The organism is Haloarchaeobius caseinilyticus (assembly GCF_051207395.1).
Lineage (GTDB): Archaea > Halobacteriota > Halobacteria > Halobacteriales > Natrialbaceae > Haloarchaeobius.
This window is the reverse complement of record NZ_JBPJZC010000001.1, coordinates 142127-166970: the sequence shown is the minus strand read 5'-3', so window position 1 is coordinate 166970 and position 24844 is coordinate 142127. Positions and strand designations below refer to the sequence as shown.

General features: G+C 62.6%; 26 protein-coding genes and 1 tRNA gene. 13 read left to right on the top strand and 14 right to left on the bottom strand.

The features are described from left to right. The first annotated feature begins 8 nt into the window (after positions 1-8). A tRNA-Thr gene (locus tag ACSC1P_RS00875) sits at positions 9-82 on the top strand. A 183-nt stretch (positions 83-265) separates the two neighbouring features. On the opposite strand, the gene ACSC1P_RS00870 is transcribed toward ACSC1P_RS00875, so the two are convergent. Then, positions 266-523, bottom strand: a complete 258-nt coding sequence (locus tag ACSC1P_RS00870; RefSeq protein ID WP_435358236.1) for a hypothetical protein — start codon at positions 521-523, stop codon at positions 266-268. Between the two features lie 52 nt (positions 524-575). Next, the gene (locus ACSC1P_RS00865; RefSeq protein WP_435358235.1) at positions 576-818 is read right to left on the bottom strand and encodes a DUF7120 family protein; all 243 of its coding nucleotides are present in this window, start codon (positions 816-818) and stop codon (positions 576-578) included. 156 nt (positions 819-974) lie between these two features. Between ACSC1P_RS00865 and ACSC1P_RS00860 the strand changes: the two genes are divergently transcribed. Both ACSC1P_RS00860 and ACSC1P_RS00855 read left to right on the top strand, forming a co-directional pair. Continuing rightward, a complete protein-coding gene (locus tag ACSC1P_RS00860) occupies positions 975-1379 on the top strand; it encodes a thioredoxin family protein (protein ID WP_435358234.1) in 405 nt (134 codons plus the stop codon). 89 nt (positions 1380-1468) lie between these two features. Beyond that, positions 1469-1909, top strand: a complete 441-nt coding sequence (locus ACSC1P_RS00855) for a TIGR00725 family protein (RefSeq protein ID WP_435358233.1) — start codon at positions 1469-1471, stop codon at positions 1907-1909. Between the two features lie 423 nt (positions 1910-2332). Here ACSC1P_RS00855 and ACSC1P_RS00850 read toward each other — a convergent pair whose 3' ends face one another. The 3 genes from ACSC1P_RS00850 to ACSC1P_RS00840 form a co-directional block, all read right to left on the bottom strand. Then, on the bottom strand, positions 2333-3091 hold the full coding sequence (locus ACSC1P_RS00850) for a ribonuclease H-like domain-containing protein (RefSeq protein WP_435358232.1): 759 nt from the start codon (positions 3089-3091) through the stop codon (positions 2333-2335). 86 nt (positions 3092-3177) lie between these two features. Next, complete coding sequence (locus ACSC1P_RS00845; protein WP_435358231.1) at positions 3178-3585, bottom strand: acyl-CoA thioesterase; 408 nt, start codon at positions 3583-3585, stop codon at positions 3178-3180. 107 nt (positions 3586-3692) lie between these two features. After that, the gene (locus ACSC1P_RS00840) at positions 3693-5576 is read right to left on the bottom strand and encodes a hypothetical protein (RefSeq protein WP_435358230.1); all 1884 of its coding nucleotides are present in this window, start codon (positions 5574-5576) and stop codon (positions 3693-3695) included. A 192-nt stretch (positions 5577-5768) separates the two neighbouring features. Here ACSC1P_RS00840 and trxA point away from each other — a divergent pair, with 192 nt between their 5' ends. Further along, positions 5769-6146 carry a thioredoxin gene (trxA, locus tag ACSC1P_RS00835; RefSeq protein WP_435358229.1) on the top strand — a complete coding sequence of 126 codons (378 nt, stop codon included), beginning with the start codon at positions 5769-5771 and terminating at the stop codon, positions 6144-6146. A gap of 9 nt (positions 6147-6155) precedes the next feature. Here trxA and ACSC1P_RS00830 read toward each other — a convergent pair whose 3' ends face one another. Beyond that, positions 6156-6848, bottom strand: coding sequence for a DUF7504 family protein (locus ACSC1P_RS00830; protein ID WP_435358228.1), 693 nt, complete (start codon positions 6846-6848; stop codon positions 6156-6158). 236 nt (positions 6849-7084) lie between these two features. Here ACSC1P_RS00830 and ACSC1P_RS00825 point away from each other — a divergent pair, with 236 nt between their 5' ends. Both ACSC1P_RS00825 and ACSC1P_RS00820 read left to right on the top strand, forming a co-directional pair. Continuing rightward, complete coding sequence (locus tag ACSC1P_RS00825) at positions 7085-7954, top strand: DUF7547 family protein (protein ID WP_435358227.1); 870 nt, start codon at positions 7085-7087, stop codon at positions 7952-7954. Positions 7955-8045: 91 nt separating this feature from the next. Beyond that, positions 8046-8765, top strand: a complete 720-nt coding sequence (locus ACSC1P_RS00820; protein ID WP_435358226.1) for an NAD(P)H-binding protein — start codon at positions 8046-8048, stop codon at positions 8763-8765. A gap of 73 nt (positions 8766-8838) precedes the next feature. On the opposite strand, the gene ACSC1P_RS00815 is transcribed toward ACSC1P_RS00820, so the two are convergent. Then, positions 8839-9195, bottom strand: coding sequence for a PhlB family protein (locus ACSC1P_RS00815; RefSeq protein WP_435358225.1), 357 nt, complete (start codon positions 9193-9195; stop codon positions 8839-8841). Next, positions 9192-10349, bottom strand: a complete 1158-nt coding sequence (locus ACSC1P_RS00810) for a thiolase family protein (protein WP_435358224.1) — start codon at positions 10347-10349, stop codon at positions 9192-9194. Before ACSC1P_RS00810 ends, ACSC1P_RS00815 begins: the two co-directional genes overlap by 4 nt. A gap of 1215 nt (positions 10350-11564) precedes the next feature. Here ACSC1P_RS00810 and ACSC1P_RS00805 point away from each other — a divergent pair. Beyond that, entirely contained in the window at positions 11565-12791 is a 1227-nt protein-coding gene (locus ACSC1P_RS00805) for an orc1/cdc6 family replication initiation protein (RefSeq protein ID WP_435358223.1), read from the top strand. Between the two features lie 229 nt (positions 12792-13020). After that, positions 13021-14028: a hypothetical protein gene (locus ACSC1P_RS00800; RefSeq protein ID WP_435358222.1), complete on the top strand. Its 1008-nt coding sequence runs from the start codon at positions 13021-13023 to the stop codon at positions 14026-14028. A gap of 60 nt (positions 14029-14088) precedes the next feature. Here ACSC1P_RS00800 and fabG read toward each other — a convergent pair whose 3' ends face one another. The 5 genes from fabG to ACSC1P_RS00775 all read right to left on the bottom strand — a co-directional run bounded on the left by fabG (position 14089) and on the right by ACSC1P_RS00775 (position 17849). Beyond that, positions 14089-14832, bottom strand: a complete 744-nt coding sequence (fabG, locus tag ACSC1P_RS00795; protein WP_435358221.1) for a 3-oxoacyl-[acyl-carrier-protein] reductase — start codon at positions 14830-14832, stop codon at positions 14089-14091. A gap of 317 nt (positions 14833-15149) precedes the next feature. Continuing rightward, the gene (gene phaC / locus ACSC1P_RS00790) at positions 15150-16433 is read right to left on the bottom strand and encodes a class III poly(R)-hydroxyalkanoic acid synthase subunit PhaC (protein WP_435358220.1); all 1284 of its coding nucleotides are present in this window, start codon (positions 16431-16433) and stop codon (positions 15150-15152) included. A gap of 1 nt (position 16434) precedes the next feature. Beyond that, positions 16435-16992, bottom strand: a complete 558-nt coding sequence (locus tag ACSC1P_RS00785; RefSeq protein WP_435358219.1) for a poly(R)-hydroxyalkanoic acid synthase subunit — start codon at positions 16990-16992, stop codon at positions 16435-16437. A 43-nt stretch (positions 16993-17035) separates the two neighbouring features. After that, the gene (locus ACSC1P_RS00780; RefSeq protein ID WP_435358218.1) at positions 17036-17518 is read right to left on the bottom strand and encodes a hypothetical protein; all 483 of its coding nucleotides are present in this window, start codon (positions 17516-17518) and stop codon (positions 17036-17038) included. Then, complete coding sequence (locus tag ACSC1P_RS00775) at positions 17511-17849, bottom strand: AbrB/MazE/SpoVT family DNA-binding domain-containing protein (RefSeq protein WP_435358217.1); 339 nt, start codon at positions 17847-17849, stop codon at positions 17511-17513. Before ACSC1P_RS00775 ends, ACSC1P_RS00780 begins: the two co-directional genes overlap by 8 nt. 211 nt (positions 17850-18060) lie before the next feature. Between ACSC1P_RS00775 and ACSC1P_RS00770 the strand changes: the two genes are divergently transcribed. Continuing rightward, the gene (locus ACSC1P_RS00770; RefSeq protein WP_435358216.1) at positions 18061-18711 is read left to right on the top strand and encodes a MaoC family dehydratase; all 651 of its coding nucleotides are present in this window, start codon (positions 18061-18063) and stop codon (positions 18709-18711) included. A gap of 315 nt (positions 18712-19026) precedes the next feature. Here ACSC1P_RS00770 and ACSC1P_RS00765 read toward each other — a convergent pair whose 3' ends face one another. Further along, positions 19027-19461 carry an ester cyclase gene (locus ACSC1P_RS00765; RefSeq protein ID WP_435358215.1) on the bottom strand — a complete coding sequence of 145 codons (435 nt, stop codon included), beginning with the start codon at positions 19459-19461 and terminating at the stop codon, positions 19027-19029. Between the two features lie 137 nt (positions 19462-19598). On the opposite strand from ACSC1P_RS00765, the gene ACSC1P_RS00760 reads away from it, so the two are divergent. From ACSC1P_RS00760 to ACSC1P_RS00745, 4 genes are all read left to right on the top strand, one after another. Further along, entirely contained in the window at positions 19599-20765 is a 1167-nt protein-coding gene (locus ACSC1P_RS00760) for an alpha-1 4-glucan-protein synthase (RefSeq protein WP_435358214.1), read from the top strand. A 123-nt stretch (positions 20766-20888) separates the two neighbouring features. After that, on the top strand, positions 20889-22067 hold the full coding sequence (locus tag ACSC1P_RS00755) for an extracellular solute-binding protein (RefSeq protein ID WP_435358213.1): 1179 nt from the start codon (positions 20889-20891) through the stop codon (positions 22065-22067). A gap of 3 nt (positions 22068-22070) precedes the next feature. Then, positions 22071-23693, top strand: coding sequence for an ABC transporter permease (locus ACSC1P_RS00750; RefSeq protein ID WP_435358212.1), 1623 nt, complete (start codon positions 22071-22073; stop codon positions 23691-23693). Next, the gene (locus ACSC1P_RS00745) at positions 23683-24843 is read left to right on the top strand and encodes an ABC transporter ATP-binding protein (protein WP_435358211.1); all 1161 of its coding nucleotides are present in this window, start codon (positions 23683-23685) and stop codon (positions 24841-24843) included. The genes ACSC1P_RS00750 and ACSC1P_RS00745 overlap by 11 nt, the downstream gene beginning before the upstream one ends. The last annotated feature ends 1 nt before the right edge of the window (position 24844 follow it).

Below are 24844 nucleotides of genomic sequence, written 5' to 3'. Positions count from 1 at the left end.
GAAAGCGTGCCAGGAGAGCATGGGCGGTTCATGCACTCGACTTGTAATCGAGACTTCGTGGGTTCGAATCCCACTCCTGGCTCTTCTGTGCGAACGAAGTGAGCACGAAGAGCCTGACGTGGGATTCGAAGCAGGGAGGTCGTGCGCAACGAAGTGAGCACGTCCGACCGTGGTTCGAATCCCGCTCCAAGCGTTTCCTGCCTGAACGAAGTGAGCACGAAGAGCCTGCAGCAGGCTTTCAGACGGAAGACGAGACAGCCGCTAGTCATTGAAGAACGCGACCCACATCCATCTCGTCCAACACCGCCTGAAACCGCTCTCTGTACGTCGTCCCATCTGCAATCTCCACAGTCCCATCGTCGAAGTCCGCAACGTCACGAAGTGCAGACTCACAGTCCGCACACACAGGCACCCAACATCCACCGTCGACGTCCGCAGATTCCCGCAGATACGCCACCGACTGCTCCTTCAGCCAGAACTCCTCGGTCGCATCGTCGCCACAGCGAACACACGCGTCACTCACGGCCGAACCACCATACGCGAAAAAGACGTGCCGACTGGATAAACCCGCCAGCTCAGAATCCGAAGCTGTCGTCGTGGGCGTCCTGCCGCGCGGCCGGGTCTTGCTGGTCGGTCATCGACTGGGTGAACAGCTCTTCGCCGCGTTCTTCCGGCTCGTCGTCGACGCCGTAGGCGGAGATACCGCGCGAGAGGAGTTCCTCGACGGCTTCCTCGCGGTTGAGGAAGTCACCGGTCTCGACCAAGCGGTCGATCTCTGCGTCCACGTCGTCGGACAGCTGGACTTCGGTCTTGGGCATAGGTGGGGGTTGGCACGTCGGCAGTGTTAAGACTAGGGTTTTCACGGAAATCGGTTTATTGACTGTCAGCAGCGACGGCCCGCCACAGCTACCGAGAACAGTATTGCACAATATCCCCACAATCGTTTTGTGTGCTGGCGTCGTACTCCCAGTCGAATGACCGAACACGACGAACTCGCAGAGATTCGAGAAGCGAAACGAGAGGAACTGCTATCGGGTGAGCGAGGCGACGACGAAGCTGGGACGCCGGACAATCCAGTACAGGTCGAGACCGAATCACACTTCGACGAACTGCTCTCGGAACACGACGTCGTGCTCGTCGACTTCTACGCAGACTGGTGCGGTCCGTGCCAGATGCTCGGGCAGTACATCGGCGACGTGGCGGCCGAGTCCGAGGCTGCGGTCCTGAAAGTCGACGTCGACCAGCAGCAGGGGCTCGCGGGGCGATTCGGCGTGCAAGGCATCCCGAACATGCTGGTGTTCCGCGACGGTGAGCCAGTCCAGCGACTCGTCGGCCTGAAGGACAAGGCAGAGATTCTGGCTGCGATTCGAGCGGCCTGAGCGGTCTTCGGGTACCGCTTCGGCCGCGATGGACTGCGTTCTGTCGCGGTTCCGAAACAGTCGTAACCGTGGGCGTCGCCGACTGGGGTATGCGAGTGAGCGTCATCGGTGGTGGCTCGGTGTCGGACGAAACGTACGAACTGGCGGAGGAGGTCGGCTACCTGCTCGGTAAACGCGGACACACGGTCATCTGTGGGGGGTTAACTGGCGTGATGCGAGCGGTCTGTGAGGGCGCGAACAACGGCGGCGGGACGACCGTCGGGATTCTGCCGGGCGAGAACTACGACGGCGCGAACGCGTACGTGGACATCCCCATCGCGACGGGGATGGGCCACGCACGAAACGCGCTGGTGGCGATGAACGGCGAGGCAGTCATCGCCATCGACGGCGGCCCGGGCACGCTCTCGGAGATCGGGTTCGCCCAGGTGTACAAGCGACCCATCGTCGGACTGGACACGCACGACATCCCCGGTATCGAGACGGTCGAGACCGCGGAGGAAGCGGTCGACTACGTGGAGTCGACCGAGTGAGACCACCCGAATCCGACTGGGCGGTTCCTGAAAATCTCGATTCCGGTGTTCGAGGGCCCGAACCGCCGGCCTCTCGCCGTATCGTCAAAACGACGCGTCAGACGAAAATAGATTTTTCAGCTTGAACCAGCTTTATTCACCTGTCACTCTTCGGTCGAAGTGTCGGCAGGTCAGCCGCCTACTCCCGGCGACCTCGACGCCGCCCACGTCGACTCGCCTGGGCAACCGGTCCGGTCCCCACCCCGGCACCCACTCGTTCGGACGACGCGGATACGTCACGCCTGTCCGTATCCGCCCCGAACCTGCCGACCCGTTATCCTTTCGTGCCCATCTCGTGAGCGACCGCTGCGTACGTCCGTACGCTGTCGTTACGAAAAACGGGAAGAAGCGTCGTCAGTCCTCGACGATAGTTCGAACCTCTCGCTACTTCGCACCTGTCACGTCACAGCCGTCGAACAGGTCCGCGTGGAGGCCGTCTGCGACCACGTCCATGAGCGTCTGAAGGTTTCGCGTGTCGTCGCGGTTGTACTCGACGAGCGTGTCGAGTGCTTCCTGACTGCCGCCTTCGTACTCGTGCCAGAGTCGGACAGCGTCACGGCCCGAAATCTCTGGGCCGTCACGTGCGATGCCGATTTCTGTCTCGATAGCTTTCAGCCCGCCGTCGAGGCCGAGTCGCTTACACGGGTACATGAGGTCGACGTGGGGTACGTCGACCGAGATGTCGAACGAGGATTCGAGGAAGGGTACGTCGAACCTCGCGCCGTTGAACGTCCCGACGAGCGACGCGTCGGCGAACTGCTCGCGAAGCGTCTCGGCCGTGAGGTCGTCGCCGCGGACCAGTGTCGTGGTCTCGTCGCCCTGATGGAACGAAACGGTCGTGACCACGTCACGCTCTTTCGACAGGCCGGTCGTCTCGATGTCGAAGAAGCAGGTCTCGTCGCGGAAGTTCTCGTACAGTCGCCACGTCTCCTGATTGGGCAGCACGTCGCCGAAGAAGCGCGAGTCGTTCTCGGCCAGTCGGTCGCGCGCCGTGTCGATGAACGCCTCGATGCGGTCGGCAGTGGTCGTCCCGACCACGGCCCCGTCGAAGTCGTCCCAGTGGGTCACCCCCGCTCGCCACAGCTTTCGCTCCGTCTGCTCGCCGACGCCCCGCACCGGGATGAAACTGTTCTCGATGCGCACAGAGAGAGCGTGGCGACGGGGCGTCGAAAAGGTGTCGTCTCTCGTCGCTTCTTCGGCGACTCGACCGCAACCGAAACCGCGACCGCTCAGAGGTTCTCGAACGACCGAACGCGTTCTCGCCAGGATTCCGGGATTTCGCGTGATTCCTCGGTCTCGACGTCGTAGGCCACCTGCACCGTGGATGCGGTCGCGGCGACATCGCCGGAGGCGACGACTTCGTACTCGAACAGGACGCTCTTGGTGCCGACTTCGGTGATAGCGATTTCGACGTGAACGTCGTCTTCGAGCGTGATGGGCCGATGATAGTCGATTTCGAGGTTCGCGATGACGCCGTCCAGCGCGTCGGTGTCTCCAAGCACCTCGGGAAGATACTCGACGCGGGCTTCTTCGAGGTAGCTGACGTAGACGGCGTTGTTGACGTGTCCGAGCAGGTCGACGTCGTTGTAGCGAACGTCGATGTCGACGGTGAATGGCTCGTCGCGGGTACCGACCATACGGGCCGTCACGGGCGAGCGAACCTACGCCTTTCGAAGCGGCGCGGAGTGAGAAGGAGAACAGTCGCGAGACCTCGACCGGATTTCGACGAAACGTATCGCCGGACTCAGTCGCGGTCGGTCAGGTAGAGGGTTCGGTCGAGTATCCGAATCGTGGCGTCGGTCCAGTCTTCGACCGATTCACCCGTCGCAGCGGGGACGTCGACGATCACATCGTCCCCGTCGACGTGAACGTCTGCGTGCCCGGTGCCGTCCTGTTCCAGATACTTTCGAAGCTGATAGCGAAGCAGTCGTTCGCGGGCACCGCCGAGTCCGAGCACTTCGCGCGGCGTGAACCGGAGCGCCGCGGACCCACCGTTGGTCGTCGCCGACAGTTCGAAGTCGACGCCCGAAAGCGGGAAGGTGTAACTGGAGCCATCCAGTTCGCGGGTCGCCTGCTGGAGCCCCATGCTGCCGACTTCGGCCGTGAGTCGTTCGCCACCGGCCGCTTCGGTGAGCGATTCGAGTTGTTGGTCGACGAGGTCACCGATGCTCGCAGGCTGGTCCTCCGGTGGTTCTTCGTCGCCAATCATCTCGTCCTCCTCAGCATCCGGCACGGACGCCTCGGCGTCGGTGTCGAGGTCCACACTCTCGTCGGCAGCAGTCGCCTCGTCCTCATCAGTCACAGTGTCGGTGGCGTATTCGAGGCCTCCCTCGGCAGCGTTGGAGTCTTCGAAATCGGCTAGCGGGTCGTCGACGGCGACCGTCTCCCGGGACTCGGACTCGTCGGATGGCGTCTCGACGGGGATGGTCCCACCGTCAGAAGACGGATGTCCCTGTCGGCTGGTTCCGGACGGACTGGCAGCGTCGACCGTATCGGGGTCGATTTCAGTTCGGTACCACGGTTCGTCTGGCTGGGCCGGAACGAAGCGCCCCGAATTGGCGCTCTCAGCCGCTTCCTCTGGAACATCGACATCGGTCACGAGGGCGTCGATGTACTCGAACTCGCTGTCGTCCTGTGGGTCGCCACCCGATTGCAGCTCGCCGAACCGGCGGTTGGTCCGGGCGTTCTGACCGAACGATTCGACGACGCCGGCCGCGGCTTCGTCGGGTTCGAGGTCGTCGAGTTCGGACACGTCGACGCCGAGTGCCTCCGCGATGGCCTCGTCGTCCACATCGCTCGCGTCGGCGACCAGTGGTTCGTCGGCGGTCGGCTCTACGTCGTCGTCTTCGTCCGCCGAATCGTCGGTGTCCGCGTCGGCAGACGCTTCTTCATCGTCTTCGGTGGCAGTGTCTTCGTCGGCAGGGTCGACGGTGTCGTCGACTCCTGCTGAGCCATCGTCACCGTCGTCGGGGTCGTCCCCATCGTCGTCGTCGCCATCGCTGCCGTCGGAATCGTTCGATTCGTCTTCGCTGTCGTCGTCACCGCCGTCAGCATCGTCGTCTTCGGCCGGGTTGTCGTTTGCAGCGTCGTCAACGTCGGCGTCGGTCGTGTTCTCCTCGTCCTCCGCGTCCTCTGCGTCCTCGCTCGCTTCGTCGTCAACATCCTGGCTGTCGGCGTCGGCAACAGCCTCGTCAGCGTCGGGCTCGGCCTCGGCCTGGTCGGGGGAGACGGCCGACTCCGCCGCAGCTTCGTAGGTCGCCGTCTGGAACCCACCGACGGTCTGGCCCGTGCCACTCGCCGTGGGTCGCCCCACACCGACCTGATTCGTCGCAGTGGCCGCCTGTGCCCCCTGCGAGGGTGCGAACCCGACCGCTGATTCGGCCGCCGGGCTGTCGTGTCGTGCTTGCTGCCCCGGCACGTAGCCGCCCATCCGGTCGTGGACGCGGGTAAGCGTGCCGTCTATCGTTCCGAGGTCTTCGTCGACCTCGTCTTTCAGCAAGTCGACCTTCTCGGCGACGTCCCGCAGCGCGAGTGCGATGTCCCACGCCACGACGACACCGAGGAACAGTAACATGAGTAAGATGGTGACGGCGATTCCCGCCAGCATCTCGATACCGACTTCGACCATTGGTAATCTGTGCTAGTCGTACACCGATGTTCGATATAGTGGTTCGTTCCATATCGACGCCCGATACGAACGCTGTACTGGCTTCAGCCGCCGGTTTCGGGAGATTCGGTGAGAAAGCATCGCGGCCGGCGGTCGTGCGGCAGGTGCGACAACCCGAACAACGGTTAAACAGTGGCTGGCCGTAGCGGTCGTATGAGCGAATCTGACGACGTGACTGACGGACAGTCTGGCGATGACACTGGGACGCCGACGGCCTCCGAACCGGTTCACGTCGAGAGCGAGGACCAACTCGACGAACTCGTCGCGGAAAACCCGGTCGTCCTCATCGACTTCCACGCCGACTGGTGTGGCCCATGCCAGATGCTCGAACCAGTTGTCGCCGAGGTCGCCGCGGAGACGGATGCCGTGGTCGCGAAAATCGACATCGACGAACTCCAGTCACTCGCACAGGCGTACGGTGTTCGTAGCGTACCGACCTTGCTCTGTTTCGCCGACGGCGAGCCGGCCGAACGACTCGTCGGTGTGCAGGAAAAGTCGACGCTCGTCGAACTCGTCGAAAACGTTCGCTAAGTCGGGCCTTTAGAGCGCGATCCAGCCGCTGTCGGCGTCACGGTCACGCAGGTGCCATCGCTGTTCGAGTCGGTCTGACTCGTCGTTCCGGCGGACCTCGACCACCGCGTCGAACAGCGGTTCGAGCAAGCGGACGTAGTCACTGTCTCGGTCCAGCGGGAGGTGGAAGTGGCCCATCCCCTGTACCTGGCGTGTTCGAGACGTAATCATGTGGAGCAAGCGAAAGACGTTCTGTGACTTGTGTTCCCGGAGCAATGGCGTCACGGAGTCGAAGCAGAGACGAAACTCGCCCGGGTCCGGGTCGTCGTCCTCTGTCAGTCCTTCGATTGCGTCGATTATCTCGGTTCCGAGCGTACTCAACAACGGCGAGTCGACGACAGTCGACTGGGTGTCGCCGGCCCAGTCGTCGGGCGTCGCTGTCGTGCCGTCGTCACTTCCTTGCGTGACCAACACGGTCTCCGACTCAGCAATCGCGTCGCCGGGTTCGCTGCCACAGTGCTCGTTGTCCAGTGTGTGGACGTAGAGCCGACGACGTGTCGGACTGTCGTCTTCGTCACCGACGAGCCGGCGGCAGGCCGCCCGATGTGCCGCGACACTCGTGCGGCCGACGAGGAGGATACTGCTCCCTTCGGCCTTGAGTGTCGCGAGCGTCTGGGCGAACGTCGCGCTCTGGGGGACGCCGCCGCCGTGCTCGGTCCTCATTCTTTCAAAGAAGACGAAACAGGATACAATAAATATTGTGGCTGGAGAGTGGATTTACCAACGAGAAAGCCGGATGAAACCGTCTCGCGTCGTCGGTCTGTTTGACGCCCGTTTCCGCTCGCCGACTCGGCGGTCGCCCGCACTCCCTGTTGGTGTGGGTGTCGGTGTGTCGGTCCCTCTCGTCGACGTGGTGTCTCGTCGTACAGTTTTTGTCGCCGAGGTGAGAACGGGTGTGTATGACCGATTCACCGGACGACCGCGAACTGGCCGACGACGCCGAGGCGCTCGCGAGCGAGTTGCGCGAACTTCGACAGTTGTTGGAGCGACAGGGGCCGCGCCCCCCACGAGGCCCGTTCGGTATCCCTCGCCCCCCGACTCCCCGCGAGTTCATGGAGTTCGCCGACGAGGTCGCGATTCCCGCGACTATCGCCGTACTTGAGACGAACATCAGACTCCTCCAGGCGCTCCAGCGTGCGATTCGTCTCGCCGAAGGCGGACGACGGGCCCGCGAACGCGGCGAAGAGGCCGGTTCCTCCGCTCGCTCGCGTGTCGAGTCTGTCAGTCGCGAGACCCTCGGCCGGGTGAGTGACGCCCTCACGGACCTCCAGTCGGTCCTCGAAGGGACCGAACTCCCCGAAAACGAACACGCGCGTGGGGTCTTGCAAGAAGCGCGCGACCTTCGTGAGGAGATTCAGCGACAGGTCGACGCCGCCCGTCGAGAGGACCACACCCTCGACGAGTACGGTCCTCGCGGCCGCGACGACGCGGACGAGTCACACGGCAGTACGCCACAGTCCGACAGCGAGCGGGGTTCGACTGGTGCGGTTGCCGGCGACCGAGACCGGTCGAGCGAGAACGGTGACGACCGCGGAAACGAGATCGAGTCCGACGACGAGCCGGTCGAAATCGACGTGGACGCCGAACTCGAAACGCTGAAGCGACGGTACGGGGACGACGAGGACAGCGTCGACGGTGACGACGACGAACCCAGCGCCGATGGTGGTGCCACTGGAACCGACCGAAACGGGGACGACGCCGGCGACGACGGCTCGGGCGGTCGTGGGGATGCAGCTGGTGGGAGTTCCTCTGGGGGCCGTCGACGATAACGGAGACACGACACCGGCCACGAACAAACCGGTTTCGGTAGTTTCTCACCCGGCCGAAAGTCCAATACGCTTATGAATCGTACTACTCTCGATGGACCCTTCCACGGCGACGATTCTCGTCGCTGGTGCGGGTGGCCGGACTGGGGGAGCAGTCGTCGAGGTTCTCCTCGATGCAGGAATCGAGTTACGGGCGTTCGTCCACTCGAACGACGACGCCGAACGCCTGCGAGAGCGCGGCGTCGAGGACGTTCTCGTCGGTGACTGTTTGGTCAGAGACGACGTGGCACGAGCGGTAGAAGGGGTCGACATCCTCGTCTGTACAGTCGGTTCGTCACCCGGCCTCCGGCAGGTGACGGGTAGCGACGTGGTCGATGGTGCCGGTGTCGAGAGGCTCGTCGACGCTGCTTCCGAGGCCGAAGTCGGGCATTTCGTCCTCGTCTCCTCGCTCGGTGTGGGGAATTCGAGGCGTGGAATGCCGATGCCGTTCAGAATTTTGCTGTCGCGGATCCTCGACGCGAAGGCAGGCGGCGAAACACACCTCCAGCAGTCAGGCCTCACCTACACGATATTTCGCCCGGGCGGACTCTCCAGTGACCCACCGACGCGTGACGTGCTCGTCGGCGAAGGGGGCGAATCGGTCACTGGTTCGATTCCCCGTGGGGACCTCGCTCGACTCCTAGTCGCTGCTGCGTTCACTCCGGAAGCAGCGAACAGGACCTTCGAAGTCGTCGCTCGGGACCGGACCAGAACCACACCGAAGCGAGTCGTCGACGTGGACTGGCACGTACCTGAACCGATATTCACCGGATAGCCGAAGCGCAGGAAGTGAAAAAGGAGTCCCAGATGGAGCGCGTGAAAATAGAGCTCTAGAAAATCGCGGTCGCTCAGACCGGCTCGAACCGGTAGCCGTCCCAGTCCTGGCTCTCCGGGACGCGAATCCCTGCCTCGGGGTCGCGCAACTCCTCGACGTACACCGGCTGAACTTCGTCGCCGGTCTGTACGTCGTCGGTCGCGCTGCCGATGGCACGGACTATCTCTCCTTCGACGTCGAATTCGACGATAGCGATGATGTTTGGTGCCTCGACACCCGGGGGCGTCGCCATACTTTTCGTCCACGTGACGACCTCTGCGGTGTACTCGCTCAGGTCGATGGTCCCGACTGGTTCTGTCCCACCTGGACCGATGGGGTGACCGGGATACTGAATCGTGCCGTCCTCGTACTCCGTCGCGTCCATGCTCATTGTGCTGCCTCCATGATGGTGGTGATGACGCAGTTGCCGAACCCGCCGACGTTGCACGCGAGGGCGACCTCGGCATCGTCTATCTGGCGTTCGCCGGCACCGCCGACGACCTGCTGGTAGATTTCGTACCCCTGTGCGACGCCGCTCGCCCCGAGCGGATGGCCCTTCGACTTAAGCCCGCCCGAGGTGTTGATGGGCAGTTCGCCATCCATCTCGGTGTAGCCCTCTTCGACGAGTTCCCACGCTTCACCCTGTTCGGCGAAGCCGAGTCCTTCCATCTGGAGGAATTCGAGGATGGTGAACATGTCGTGGAGTTCGGCCACGTCCACGTCGTCAGGGGTCAGACCGGCCATCTCGAACGCTTGTTTGCCGCTCTCGACGACCCCGCCCATGACGGTCGGGTCTTCTCGCTGATGGACCACGTGCGTGTCTGTCGCGCCCGCGACACCCGAGAGGATAGCGTACTCGTCGGTGTACTCCTTGGCGACCGACTCCGGACAGAACATGAGCGCCGCGCTCCCGTCCGTAATCGGACAGAAGTCGTACAGGCGAAGCGGGTCGGCGACGATGGGCGACTCCATCACCGTCTCGAGGTCGACCTCCTTTCGGAACTGCGCGTGTGGGTTGTGTACCCCGTTCTTGTGGTTCTTCACGGCGACCTTCGCCAGCGACTCACGCGGCGCGTCGAACCGTTCGAGGTAGTGTCGCGCCGTGAGCCCAGCGAAGCTCGGGAGTGTCAGTCCGTGCTTGTACTCGACTGGGTGCGTAATCGAGGCGATGACGTCGGTCGACTCCTCGGTCGTCCGGTGTGTCATCTTCTCGCCGCCGACGAGCAACGTCATGTCTGAGGCACCCGAGGCGACCGACTGCCACGCGGCGTACATCCCCGCCCCGCCGGAAGACGACGTCTGGTCGACCCGCTGTGTGTACGCGGGCATGGCGTCGAGGTCCTGCGCCAGGGCGTTCATCACGCCTGTGATGCCTTCGAACTCCCCGCTCGCCATGTTCGAGACGTAGAGATGGTCGACTTCGTCCGGGGCGACGCCCGCGTCGTCGAGACACGCCTGCCCGGCCTCGGCGAGCAACTCCTGAATCCACGCGTCGCGCTTCCCGAACTGGGTCATCGACGCGCCAATGACTGCTACACGGTCCATGTTCTGAGCCACTCGCGGCTACGATTTAGTTCCTTGCCCGGACAATCACTCGTCGCCTGGAGTAGCAGCCGAAACCCGCCGTCGACGGCCAGACACACACCCCCCTTGCAAGTGAACAGCTTGTCCGGTTACGGCCGTTGCTTCAGCGGAGGTCAAGCATCGGGGATGACAGTCGCGGGCCGAGTGGTAGCAGTCGCGGGTCGAGGGGTGGCTGCCGAGGTTCCACCGAAGAGCCCACGAGAATCATTCGCACAGTTGGGCAGTCGAGCACGTGGCTGGTCAGTACTCGACTGGTCGACGCGCACTTGTCGTGGTCTTCTGTACGGTCACTGCAGCGTGTGTCTGTCTCACCGTCGACGAACCCCCACACGAACCGACCCTCACCACCATTGCAAGTGAAACGGGTGGAACACGAACAAGGCCGTAACCCGACTCAACAACCGACACACACCACTGTTGCAAGTGAAATGCACCTCCCACCCGTCGAACACACACCACTATTGCAAGTGACCAAATCGAGAGGATTGGTCACACGCACCACGATTTTTCGTACAGGAGAGAGACACCACTGTTGCAAGTGAACGGCGACGAGACGCAGAGCCACCGAACGAACACACACAGACACCACTATTGCAAGTGAAGCTAGCCGAGAGAGGGGTGGGAGGGGGAGGGTGCAGATTGGGCGTGTGACTATTGCCCACAGAAGTGGAACTGATGACTCGCCGTTCTGCGTCCAATACTGAGGCTAGACCGTTCCTTCCCAACGATAACGACTATCTTCACTTGTAATGGTGGTGTGTGTCTACACCGACGACGCGTCTACCGCTTGGTCCCTGTAGAGCGATATATAGAGATATGAGTACGAGCAGCTGAACCAAACGATTCGTTTCGAGCGCAGGAAACGCGGTCTCGAACCACATCGACGATACCGAATATACTGAACCAAACATGTCTACTCTTCACCAGAAACACTGGTGTGTTACTCTACTACTAGACTAGCTATTACTAGTTTCACTTGTATCAGTGGTGTCTGTGTGTCCTCGTCTAGTGCTAGCACGATTAGTTGGCCTCGGGACCACCGGCTACCGAGACCAACTCACGCCGAAAACCGGCCACAGCGACCTTGAAACTGTGAACGACCGTGAGGATTCACATGAAACACTTGAATCACTTGCAATGGAGGTTCTTTTATACCCGGAGTGTCACCGGAACTGTATGCGCCGGTTCGAGCGAAAACGCGCCGTCTTCGCGAACAAGGATGCTCTGAGAGAGAGCTATCAGCCGGACCGGATCGAAGAGCGCGACGAGGAAATCGAGGCGTACATGGACGCGCTTCAGCCGGTCATCGACGGGTGGGAGCCGAACAACATCTTCCTCTACGGGAACACTGGCGTGGGCAAGACCGCGGTGACCGAGTACCTGATGAACCTCCTGCAGGAAGACGCCGAGCAGTACGACGACGTCGACCTCTCCGTCATCTCGCTCAACTGTAAGCCACTCTCTTCCTCGTACCAGGTGGCCGTCGAACTCGTCAACGAACTCCGCCCCGACGGAGCCGAAATCTCGACGACTGGCTACCCGCAACAGACCGTCTTCAACAAACTCTACGAGGAACTCGACAAATTGGGTGGGACCATCCTCCTCGTCTTCGACGAAATCGACTCCATCGGCGAGCGCGACGAACTCCTCTACGAACTCCCTCGCGCACGCTCGAAGGGTGACCTGACCGAGGCGAAAGTCGGCATCATCGGCATCTCGAACGACTTCAAGTTCCGCGACCAGCTCGACCCCCGAGTACAGGACACGCTCTGCGAGCGAGAACTCCAGTTCCCGCCGTACAACGCACAGGAACTGAACAATATCCTCTCTTCGCGTGCGGACATCGCACTCCGCGAGGGAACCTGCGACGAAGCGGTCATCCGGCTCTGTGCGGCACTCGCCGCCAAGGACCGCGGGTCGGCCCGACAAGCACTCGACCTCCTCCTGTTGGCGGCCGAGCAGGCCGAGAACGCGGACGACGACCACGTGACCGAGACACACGTCGAGGAAGCACGACACGTCCTCGAACGCGAGCGTGTCGAAGAGGGCATCCGGCAACTCACACAACACGGTCACCTCACCCTCCTCGCCGTCGTCTCCATCGCTGCCGAAGGTGAGACTCCCGAGCGGAGTCGGGCAATCTACAACCGTTACCTCAAAATCGCCGAGGGCTACGGCGTCGACAGCCTCGCCCAGCGTTCGGTCCACAATCACCTCTCGGACCTGCGGATGCTCGGCATCCTCACCGCGCGTGAGAACCGCTCCGGGTCGCGCGGGAACTTCTACTCCTACGAACTCGACGTGCCCCTCGAATCCGCACTCACCGCGCTGGAAGACGAACTCGACATGCAACAGCGCTTCTCTGACCTGCGAACGGTCGCGAACCTGAACGGAATTCGGTAGTCGGCTGACCGTTCTTCACACCGACACGAAACGCGGTGTAGCACCGTTCTACTGACAAAATTCACTATATTCCTCAGTCGAATGGGGCTGCATGCAGCGACGGGGATTTCTGACACTCGCCGCGATGCTCGGTATCACGGGGTGTTACACTGCCGAGAACGATTCGCCTGGACCGACTGACTCGCGCAGGACTACACGACCACCCACAACGTCGGCACAGTCGACGACAGTGGGTGAGGAACCAGGGGCATCGACGACCGAGAACGGCGTGGACGACGACATCGAAGACTCGGACGAGAGTGAGGCGGAACCGACCGGTCGAGCAGCCGCACAGTTGGGTGTCTCCCTCTCACCGCGAAGCTACGGTGAGACGGACTTCGTCTCGTTCTTCGAACTCGCCGCCGAGATGGGGTCGGTCGTCCGCTGGGGTGGACGGTGGGACGACCTCGCCGAGTCGGACAGTGGCCCAGGTGTCGTCGCCGGATTAGCGGAACAGTACGACTACGACCCCGTGTTCGAGGTGAACGTCTTCGACGCGTCGACGGGCGAGGCCCATCGACCGCTCACGGAAGAAAACCGCGAGGAGTACGTCTACATCGCCAGCGAGTTCGCCGCGGAACACCGGCCACCGTACCTCGGTCTCGGCGTCGAGGCGAACATCTTGTGGGAGAACGACCCCGACGAGTTCGACCGGTTCGTCCAATTGTTCGAGGCGACGAAAGCCGCGGTCGCGTCCGTCTCGCCCGAGACGACCGTCTCTGTGGGGTTCCAGCTCGAACGACTTCGCGGGCTACAGGGCGGCCTCTTCGGGGGCGAGAACGACCCGTCGCTCGCGGCGTGGGACCTCATCGACCGTTTCCCGAGCGCGGACCTCGTCGGGTTCACGACCTACCCCGGACTCATCTACAAAGCGCCGGACGAGATTCCCGACGACTACTTCGACGCCATCCCGGCCCACGTCGACCGCCGCGTAGCCATCACGGAGACCGGCTGGAGCGCCGGCACCGTCGCCTCGGGGTGGGAGAGTTCGGAGGCGGAACAGGCCCAGTTCGTCGAGCGGCTACTCGCCGACACGGCCCCGCTCGACCTGCAACTCTTGCTCTGGTCGTTCATGTACGATCAGGCTGCTGTCCCACCCGCGTTCGAGGGGATGAGCCTTCGACGCGACGACGGGACGCCGCGACCAGCGTGGGACGACTGGACCGAGGCGGCGGCTAGCGCGGAGACTGACACGTGAGTCTCGGTCGGAACACCAGAGAACGAAAAATCGCTCGATGAACGGTCGTTGCCGTGCGATTTAGAGGTCCATCCCGCCGTTCACGTCGATGACTTCGCCGGTGATGTAGGACGAGTGTTCGCTGGCGAGGAACCCGACGAGGTGGGCGATGTCCTCGATCTCCGCGAAGCGACCGAGCGGAATCTGCGAGACGATGCGGTCTTTCACCTTGTCCGGGACGGCCTCCAGCATCTCAGTCGCGGTGAACCCGGGCGCGACACAGTTCGCCGTCGACCCGCCAGAGGCGAGTTCGATAGCGATGGTCCGCGTGAAACCGAACATCCCGGCCTTCGCGGCGGCGTAGTTCGCCTGTCCGAAGTTCCCCTGTTTTCCGACGATGGAGGAGATGTTGATGAGGCGACCCTCTCGGGACTCCCAGATGTCGTCGTAGAAGGTCTTGGTGCAGTTGAAGACGCCGCCGAGGTTCACGTCCATCACGGTGTCCCACTCCTCGCGGGACATGTTGACGAACCGGCCGTCCATCGTGATACCCGCGTTGTTGATGAGGACGTCGATGGGGCCGAAGGCGTCGTGCGCCTCCTCGCGCATGGCCATGACCTCTTCCATACGGGTGACGTCCGCCTGCGAGGCGATGGCGTCGCCGCCGAGGCTCTGAATGGCGTCGACGGTCTCCTGCGCTTCTTCGCCGGAGGACCGATAGTTGATGATGACGTTCGCTCCCTCGCTTCCGAGGTGTTCTGCGATTCCTCGCCCGATACCGCGTCCTGAGCCTGTTACCAGACACGTACGTCCGTCCATTGACATAATTTGAATCCTGCGGGTGCGACCGGTTCACGCTCCGTGACAGCACACCACCACGATGCGGACCGTTCGTCTATACGAGAACTGTCGCACATAGTCGACTTAAGCATTCCTCAGAATATTATGATACCAATCGATTCTACAGTCCGACAGTCATCCACAGGAGCTCGGCACCGACTGGCAGCGACGAACGTGTCGACGTCGGCCGACAGTGGAACGAAGTGTACGGCTGACAGTCAAGCGAAATGTACAATACTCGAAAAACCCAGCGGCCGGGTCGCACTCCAGTGTTCGAGTCAGGTGTCGACAGCGGACTGGAACTACTCTGTCAGTTCCTTCGCGCTGTCGATCCAGCCTTCGACACGCTCGACGGAGAGGTCGGCGTCTGCTGCGACCTGTTCGGCGTCGGCGGCCGCGAGGTCGTCGACGCTCTCGATGCCGACGTCGACGAGGCGGTCGGCGTAGGCCGGACCGATGCCCTTCACGTCGGTGAGTTCGGGCTCTGACTCGCCGGTGTCTTCGACCATGCGCTCCTCGAACCACTCGCAGACGTCCGGCCACAGTTCGGCGTGGCTGCGCGAGGAGACCGACATGCCGATGTGGCCCGTCGGGAACTCCATGATGGTCTTGTCCTCGCTCGGGACTGCGTCGTTGAACGGCTTCGAGGCGTTCGGCGGGATGAGGTGGTCGTACTCGGCGACGATTTGCAGGACGGGCATGTCGATGTTCTGGATGTCGACGTGCTTACCGTCTAAGTACAGTTCGTTCTCGTAGAGCTTGTTGTCCTGATAGACGTCCTCGATGAACTGCTCGTACGTCGCACCGGCGACGTCGATGCCGTCACCGAGCCACTCCTCCATGCGGGCGAAGTTCTCGATGAAGTCCTGGTCCTCGACGTTCTCGTAGAGGCGGACGTACTTCGTGACGTAGTTCTGGACCGGGTCCATCAGCGCGAAGCCGATGTCCAAGAACTCCGCGGGCACGTTGCCGAACGTGTCCGTGACCTTCTCGGGGTCGTAGTAGTCCTCGGCGCCCCACATCTCCAGCACGCCAGCGTCGCCGGCGAAGCAGAGGCCAGCGGCCATGAGTGCGAGGGTGTGGACCTTCTCCGGGTGGAGTGCGGCGTACATGGTCGACATCGTGCCGCCCATGCAGTAGCCGAGCACGTTGACCTGCTCCTGTCCGGAGCGCTCGCGGACCACGTCGACGCAGTTGTCCATGTAGCGGTTGACGTAGTCGTCGAGCGTGAGCGAGCGGTCCATGTTGGACGGCTCGTCCCAGTCGATCATGTACACGTCAAAGCCGTTGTCCAGCAGCGTCCGGATGACCGAACGGTCGGGCTGGAGGTCGAGGATGTACGGCCGGTTGATGAGCGCGTACACGATGAGGATGGGCACCGAGTGCTGCTCGTCCGTCCGGGACTCGTAGTGCAGCAGTCGGAGCTTGTTCTCCTCGTAGACGACTTCGCTGGGGGTCTCGCCGACCTCGACGGACTGGAAGGTCTCGGCGCTCTCGGGCGCGCTTTGGGTCTTCTCCATCAGCTCGGCGGCGTTGTTCCACGCCTGTCGCTGCAGGTCGAGCGTCGCGGCGAACGGGTTCTGCATCTTACTCCTCCAGGTGTTCGAGGACGCGGTCGAGCTTCGCTTCGACGGCGTGCTGGCGGCGTTCGAGTTCGACGAGTCGGTCGCCGATTTCGGTCACGTCGCCTTCGGTCGCGAAGCCGAGCTGGTGGAGCGTCTCCTCGGCGGCCTCGTCGGCCTGCTGTTGCATCTCGAGCATCTGGCCGACGGACGAGCCAGTCCAGGCGGCGAAGGCGGTCGTGTTCATGACCTCCTTGAACGCCTTGTTGGCGGTGTTGAGCCAGATGTCGCGGAACTCCTCGAATTCGACGTCTTCGCCTTCCATCGAGTCGTTCGCGCGGTCGACCATCTGCTCGGCGGCGTCCATCCACGCCTCGTAGGCGCGCTTGTAGCCTTCCATGCTGTCGCCGAACTGCATGCCGTCGCCGAAGTCACCGCTCTCGACGGCGTCGGACCACTGTTCGACGAACTCGGCCTGTGCCTCCATGTTCTTCTCCATCGCCTGGAAGAACTGCTCGTTCATCCGGGTGGCGAACTCGTTCCAGTCTGTCGGTACCGAAGATTGTGGGTATGAGTCTGTCATGTTCGAAAGATTGGGTGCGGTTGTCTTAAAAGGGACCGCCCGTTCAGGCGGAGAGGTTCTTCGAGACGTCCTCGGAGACGTCCGAGAAGCCGGACTCCATCCGCTCGTGGGCGTCGAGGAAGTTGTCGAAGCCGGTGTCGACGGCGTCGGCGTAGCTGTCTGCGTAGTCGTCGAACGCCTTCTCGCCTTCTTTCCAGGCGTCGAGCGTGGACTCCATCATCTGCTTCTGGCTCTCGGTGAGCGCGTCGTATTGCTCGTCGAGGGCGGCCTCGAACTCGTCGAAGTCGACGGAGTCCTCGGGCATCATGGACTCGACGGCGTCGAAGTAGGCGTGCATCGCCTTCTTCGAGAGGTCGGAGTTCTGCTCGGAGAGCTTCTGGAAGCTCTGCATGGACTCCGTCAGCTGGTGGACGGCGTCCTTCTGCGCCTCGATGACGTCGTGTGTCGCTTTCTGGCTCTGTTCGAGCATCGTGCGCTGCATCTGGAAGACGGGCTTCATCGGGTTCTGGAACTGACTTTCACTCATTGGAATCACTGGTGTTGCGTTTGACCGGGATAACGATGGTCTGGACGATGTCGCCTTCACCGATATCGAGTGCCTCGCGCTCTGCGTCGGGGATGCTGATGCGTCCCCCGCTCTGGACACGCGTTTTGAACATCGCGCTGCCCAGACTCATCGCGTTGAGGTCTGCCATCGTGTCCGAAGACCCGGCACTCATCGAGAAGAACTGTTTCCACAGTTCTTGCGGCGACCCCATCATCTGTTCGCCGGATTCCGACATCTGGCGTTGGAACTGCTCCTGCATCTGCTGCATGAACTTCGGCGACCAGGGCATCGGCGGCGAATCGTCCGTCATCAACACAATGTATCTCGCCGGTGAACTTAAGTTTTCCGCTGAGAACCATTCAATACCACTGGGAACCAATCAGTGGTGAAGATGCGATGCAACATGTGCCGACATCACACGACACCACAACAGGGTTGATCCACGATATGTACGAAAACGGACGGCAAGGCGACTCGAGAGCCAAAGAAGGTTTACACCCGTACAGCCTACGGAGGATAGCATGAGCGAACGAGCTAGCGACGCTGTGACACCTCTCACCGCGATGGCGACGGCGTGGACGCGCTTCGCCGAGAGCGCATTCAAAGGCGCGACGGCGGCCAACCGAGCCGCATTCGCCGCGTTCACCCCCCGAACGAGCTACTATTCCTCGTCGCGCGAGGACCCGGAGAACGTCCTCTTGGAGAGTAGTATCCAATCGCTCGCGTACGAAGAAGCAGATTGGACGTTCGAGCGAACCGTCGACGAGCCCGAGAACATCACCGTCGGCGACATCGTCCGCTTCTCGAAGGTCATCGACGAAGCAGACGTCAAAGAGTTCGCCCGCGCGAGCGGCGACACGAACAAACTCCATCTGGACGAGGAGTTCGCACAGAGCACACGCTTCGGTGGTAAAATCGTCCACGGGACACTCGTCTCTGGGCTCATCAGTGCAGCACTGGCGCGCCTGCCCGGGATGACTATCTACCTCTCACAAGACGTAGAGTTTCAGGCACCGGTCCACATCGGCGATCGGGTCACCGCCACGGTCGAGGTCCTCGAGTCGCTCGGGAACGGCCAGTATCGGCTCTCGACCATCATCGAGGACATCGACGAGGAGACGACCATCATCGACGGTGAAGCTGTCGTCCTCATCGACGACATGCCCGAATAGTGTCGACGTCGTTCGGTCACGTCAGGCCGAGGCCGGGCGGTGGCCTCGGCGAGACGTCCCGAAATCGTTTTACGAAAATTATTCTAAACGTAGTAAAATTTTAAAAAGTACATCGAACGTATGATTTAAATTTTGTTGGTCTGTCTTGAGTGGTAGTTCGACTCCGCGATCGGTGAGGAAGGCTGTGAAGGGACCGAACCCGCCAACTACGACGACCACAACGTCGACTACGTGCCGAGTCACTTCGACTACGACAGACCGGACATCGGCTGTATCGGCGACGTCGTCGCGCAGTGGTAGGCGCGGACGCCTCGGTCAGAACGGCAGTTCGACGAGGCCGACCCCGGTGAGCAAGCCGAGGAGGTCGGTCTGGGCCCACTCCTCGGCGATTTTCCCGTCCTCGATACGGCAGAAGACGGCGTTGTCGACTTCGACGCGCTCGCCCGTCGCAGCCGCACCCATGAACGACTCCGTGTTGTCGCCGGCCAGCGTGAAGTGGTAGGCGACGATATCGTCTTCACAGAGGCAGTGCGATTCGTCGATTTCGACGTTTGAGAACCCGCTGAGTGCCTGCTGGACGTAGCCAGCGACGACCTCACGACCCTCCATGGGTCCCTGCAGACCGCCGTAGCGGACTGCATCTGCCGTGTAGAACTCGTCGAAGGCGTCGTAGTTCTGTTCTTCGTAGAGCGTGGTGAACATCGACCTGACGAGGTCTTTGTACTGACTGATCTGTGATTGCGACGACATTGATGGTCGATGCGTTGTTCACAGGCACGTAACATAACCAAAGACCATGATATTGCTGCCTTGTGTGGCGACTCCTGTTCCCGTCGCTGACGAAGATAGACAACCTTTTAGGTGGCCCTAAACACCCTACAGGACGAATGAGCGAGGACTGTTGCGTGGTCGTTCCGACCATACGGGAGTACGAGTGTATGCGGGCGTACATCGAGAACGCCCGCCAGCACGGCTTCGACACCGACCGGCTACACGTCGTCCTCGTCACCGAGGACTTCTGTGACGCCGAGGGAATGCGGACGATGCTCGACGACCTCGGCGTCTCGGGTCGCGTCTTCGACGAATCCGACCGCGAGGACTGGTACGAGGAGCAGGGAATCGCCGAGTATTCCCACCTCGTCCCGGCCGCGAGTCACGCCCAGACCTCCTTCGGACTGTTGTACATGTGGGCGCACGACTTCGAGTACGGCTTCTTCATCGACGACGACACGCTCCCGCACGACGACGAGGACTTCTTCGGGCGTCACCTCACGAACCTCGGGTACGAGGGCGAGGTCGAGTCGGTCGCCTCAGACGAACAGTGGGTCAACGTGCTGTACCAGAGTTCGGACCGCCACGACCTCTACCCGCGTGGCTACCCATACGCTGCGATGGACGAGACGGTCGAGACGGACACGGCCGAAATCGACAGCGTGGTCGCCTCGCAAGGACTCTGGACAAATGTCCCTGACCTCGACGCAGTCCGCATCCTGATGGACGGCGATTTGGAGGGACAGGCCCAGACCCGAACCGAGAGCCGAGACTTCGAGCGCCAGTTCGTCGCCGACCGGGACCAGTATCTGACGGTCTGTTCGATGAACCTCGCGTTCCGTCGAGAAGTCATCCCGGCGTTCTACCAGTGCCCGATGGACGACAACCCGTGGAACGTCGGCCGGTTCGACGACATCTGGTCGGGTGTGTTCCTGAAGCGCGCGGCCGACGTGCTCGGCGACGACCTGCTCAACGGCTTCCCGCTCTGTGAGCACAACAAAGCGCCGCGCTCGACGTTCGACGACCTGCAGAACGAGGTCGCCGGGCTGGAACTGAACGAACATTTCTGGGAGGTCGTCGACGCGGAAGGCGGCGACGCAGACACCTACGCCGGTGTGATGCGGGCGATGGCCGACGCGCTCGCAGAAGGCGATTTCGAGGAGTACCAGAACGGCGAGTTCCTCAACCACGTCGGCGAGTACAGCCGCGACTGGCTGGACTGTCTGGACGAACTCACCCCCGTGCCGGGCCACGAGTCAGTCGCCGCACCGGCGGACGACTGAGTCCGAACCCGCATTTCGCAGTCGGCTCGGGGAGTCAGCCCGACGAATTCGGGCGATAGTCAGGTAAACCCCACGAAGACGAATCGGCAGTATTAAATCGTTTAGGCCTACCTAAATTGAGGTATGAGACGACAGGACGCGAGTGAGACGCATCAGCGCCGAATCGGTCGACGCCGGTTCCTCGCCGGTGCGGCGACGACAGGACTCGTCGCGACAGCAGGCTGTCTGAGTTCGCTCACCGATTCAGACGACGACGGGAACGAGAGTTCCGACATCGGCCTCATCGGGTCCGGCATGGACGGGCGACCGGCGCCCGGCGGGACATCGATGGCCGATATGCCCGACCTCACGGGGACGCTCACGCTCTACTCGGGGCGCGGTGAACCACTGGTCAACGACCTCATCCAGTACATTCAGGACCAGTACGACGGGTTCGAAATCGTCCCGAAGTACAACGCATCGACCACGCTCGCGAACCAGATACAGACCGCTGGCAGTGCGACCGACGCCGACGTGTTCTTCTCGGTCAACGCCGGTGCACTCGGCCTGCTGGCAGACGCCGGCCGGACCGTCGCCCTCCCCGACGACGTACAGGAGATGGTCCCGTCCCAGTACCGCGCCGACGGCGGCGCGTGGACCGGCACCTCGGGCCGCGCGCGGACCATCCCGTACAACACGGAAACGTTCTCCGAGTCGGACATTCCCGACGACGTCTTCGCCTTCCCGGACCAGGACACGTTCGACGGGAAGATGGGCTGGGCACCGGGGTACGGTTCCTTCCAGGCGTTCGTCACCGCGATGCGCGTGATGAACGGCCCGGAGAAGACGAAACAGTGGCTGCAGGGAATGCTCGACGCCGGCGTCGAACGCTACAACGACGAGTACGTCGTCGCTCGCTCGGTCGCCAATGGCGACATCAAAGCCGGATTCACGAACCACTACTACATCCAGCGCGTGCTGGACGACAACCCGGACGCGCCCATCGCGACCGCGTTCACGAAGGACGACGCGGGGGCCATCTTCAACGTGGCCGGTGCGGCCGTCGTCGACAACTCCGAGGGCAAGGACCAGTCCGCGGGCGACCGCGAGAACGCGGTCAACTTCGTCCGCCACCTGCTCTCTGCGGAGGCGCAGGAGTACTTCGCTACGCAGACCTTCGAGTACCCGGTCGTGCCCGAAGTCGACCCGGTCGGGGACCTGCCCGCCATCGACGAACTCGCCACGCCGGACTTCGACCTCGCGAAACTGTCGGACATCAAGCCGACCATCGACCTGATGCGCGACGTCGGAATCCAGGTGTAACACATGACGACCGAGGAGTCATCGTCTCGCTCGACCACAGCGACGGCCGACGACAGTGGGTCGAGCAGGTCGTATCCCCTCGGTCTCGCACTGGCGAGTGCAGTCGTCGGTATCGTCGTCGTCCTCCCGCTCCTCTGGCTGTTCGTCGCCGCTGGTGAGGTGTCGCTCCCGCAGGCGTTCGACCTGCTCACCCGCGACACGACCACCTCGGTGTTCGTCAACAGTGCCGTGATGGTCACGGGCGTCACCCTCTTCTCGGTCCTCATCGGCGTCCCCCTCGCCTATCTCACGGTGCGGACGAACCTGCCCGGGAGACGTATCTGGACGATTCTCGTCACGCTCCCGCTGGTCATTCCCAGCTACATCGGCGCGTTCGTCTTCACCGCCGCACTCGGCCCGCGCGGTCAGCTACAGGGACTGCTCGAACCGTACGGCGTCGAGTCGCTCCCAGCAGTCGAAGGACTCGAAGGAGCCGTGCTCATCCTCACGCTGTACACCTACCCGTACGTGTACATCACGACGCGTGCCGGACTGAAGACGGTCGACATGTCGCTCGTCGACGCGGCCCGGACGCTGCGACACACCCGAGTAGAAGCGATCCGCCGGGTCGTCCTGCCACAGCTTCGGCCGGCCATCGCCGCCGGCTCGCTGCTCACCGCCCTCTACGCACTGTCTGACTTCGGGACGCCCGCCATCATGCGTTACCCGGTGTTCACCACGGTCATCCAGTCCGAGACGAACACAGGGAACCTGAGCCTCGCAGCCATCCTCTCCATCCAGCTCATCGCCGTGACGGTGTTCATCCTCTTCGTCGAGAGCCGTCTTCGAAGTGCCGAGAAGTTCACGACGGGGCGACAGGGTGGCCGCGCGACGCTCGCCCGACTCGGCCACTGGAAGTGGCCTGCACTGGCGTTCTGCGGGAGCGTCGTGCTGGTCGCACTCGTCGTCCCCGTGGTCGTCCTCGTCGGGTGGTTGCTCGGCGGCCCGAACGAGAACTGGCGGCTCCCATTCGAGTTCCAGTACCTCTGGAACTCGGTGACGCTGTCCGTCGCGGCGGCGGCCGTGGCGACGCTCGCCGGCCTCCCGGTCGCGTACCTCTCGGCGAAGTACGACACGACCCCTGGCGAGTTGTTCGAGCGACTGAGCTACGTCGGCTACGCCGCGCCGGGCATCGTCGTCGGGTTCGCGTTCGTCTACCTCACCACGCGGACGCTCCCGAGTTTCTACCAGACGTTGCCAGTGCTCGTCTTCGCCTACGTGGTCCGCTTCCTCCCGCAGTCGGTCGGGTCGACCCGCGCCTCGTTCTTGCAGGTCAATCCGTCGCTGCCAGAGGCGGCCCGAACGCTCGGCCGGTCGTCGGTCGGAGCGTTCCGCGCCATCACGCTGCCGCTCGCCGCGCCGGGCCTGCTCGGCGGCGCAGCACTCGTGTTCCTGACGACGATGAAGGAACTGCCCGCGACGCTGTTGCTCCAGCCCAGTGGCTACAAGACCATCGTCACCCACATCTGGCAGGCACACAAGAATCAGGCCTTCTACGACGCGGCGTTCCCCGCGCTCATCTTGCTCGGGGTCTCCGCAGTCTCCATCTTCGTGATACTCTCGCAGGAGGGATACGATGTCAAGTGATGCAACGATAACCGCAGACGTCGAGACAGTGTACGAACGACCGTCGGTCGAGGACTCCGAAACGGTCCTCGAACTCGACGGCGTCGCGAAGTCCTACGGCAGCGAGGAGGTCATCTCGGACCTCTCGCTCTCGGTCAGAGAAGGTGAAATCCTCACCATGCTCGGGCCGTCTGGCTGTGGGAAAACCACGACCCTGCGCCTGGTCGCCGGCCTCGAACGAATCGACGGCGGCGTCGTCGCGTTGAACGGCGAGCCGGTGTCCGGTGCGGACTCGTTCGTCCCGCCGGAACAACGCGGCGTCGGCGTCGTCTTCCAGGAGTTCGCGCTGTTCCCGCACATGACCGCGGCAGAGAACATCGCGTTCGGCCTGAAAGAGGCCAGCGAGGACGAGAAAGCCCAGCGAGTGGACGAAATGCTCGACCTCGTGGGCCTGCAGTCCCACCGCGAGTCCTACCCGGACGAGTTGTCCGGTGGGCAGCAACAGCGCATCGCACTGGCCCGGTCGCTCGCACCAGAACCGAGAATCCTGCTGCTCGACGAACCGTTCTCGAACCTCGACGTGGACCTCCGCGTCGAGATGCGCGAGGAGGTTCGCCGAATCCTGAAGGAAGCGGGCGTGACGGCCATCTCGGTCACGCACGACCAAGAGGAAGCCATGTCCATCTCGGACCGCGTCGCCGTGATGAACGACGGTGACCTCGAACAGGTCGGACGGCCCGAACAAGTGTTCCAGCACCCCGAATCTCGCTTCGTCGCGGGCTTTTTGGGCCACGCTTCGTTCCTTTCGGGCTTCCTGCGTGAGGACACGGTTCAGACCGGCGTCGGTCCCATCGACCGCGAGACGATGCACGGACTCGCCGCCGAGTACGACGGGACGACGCTCGACGTGCTCGTCCGCCCGGACGACATCTCGGCGCGGCCCGCCGGTCCAGACGAAGCAGACGGCCGCGTCGTCTACCGGCGCTACCTCGGCCCGAGCATCCTCTATCGGGTCGAACTCGACAACGGGGACGTGCTGGAGTGCATGCACAACCACACGGACCAGGTCGACCTCGACCAGTCCGTCGCCGTCGAACTGACCGCCGACCACGACCTCGCGTGGTTCCCGAAGATGGACGAAGACGGGACCTTCGCCGAGGCCGACGACTGAA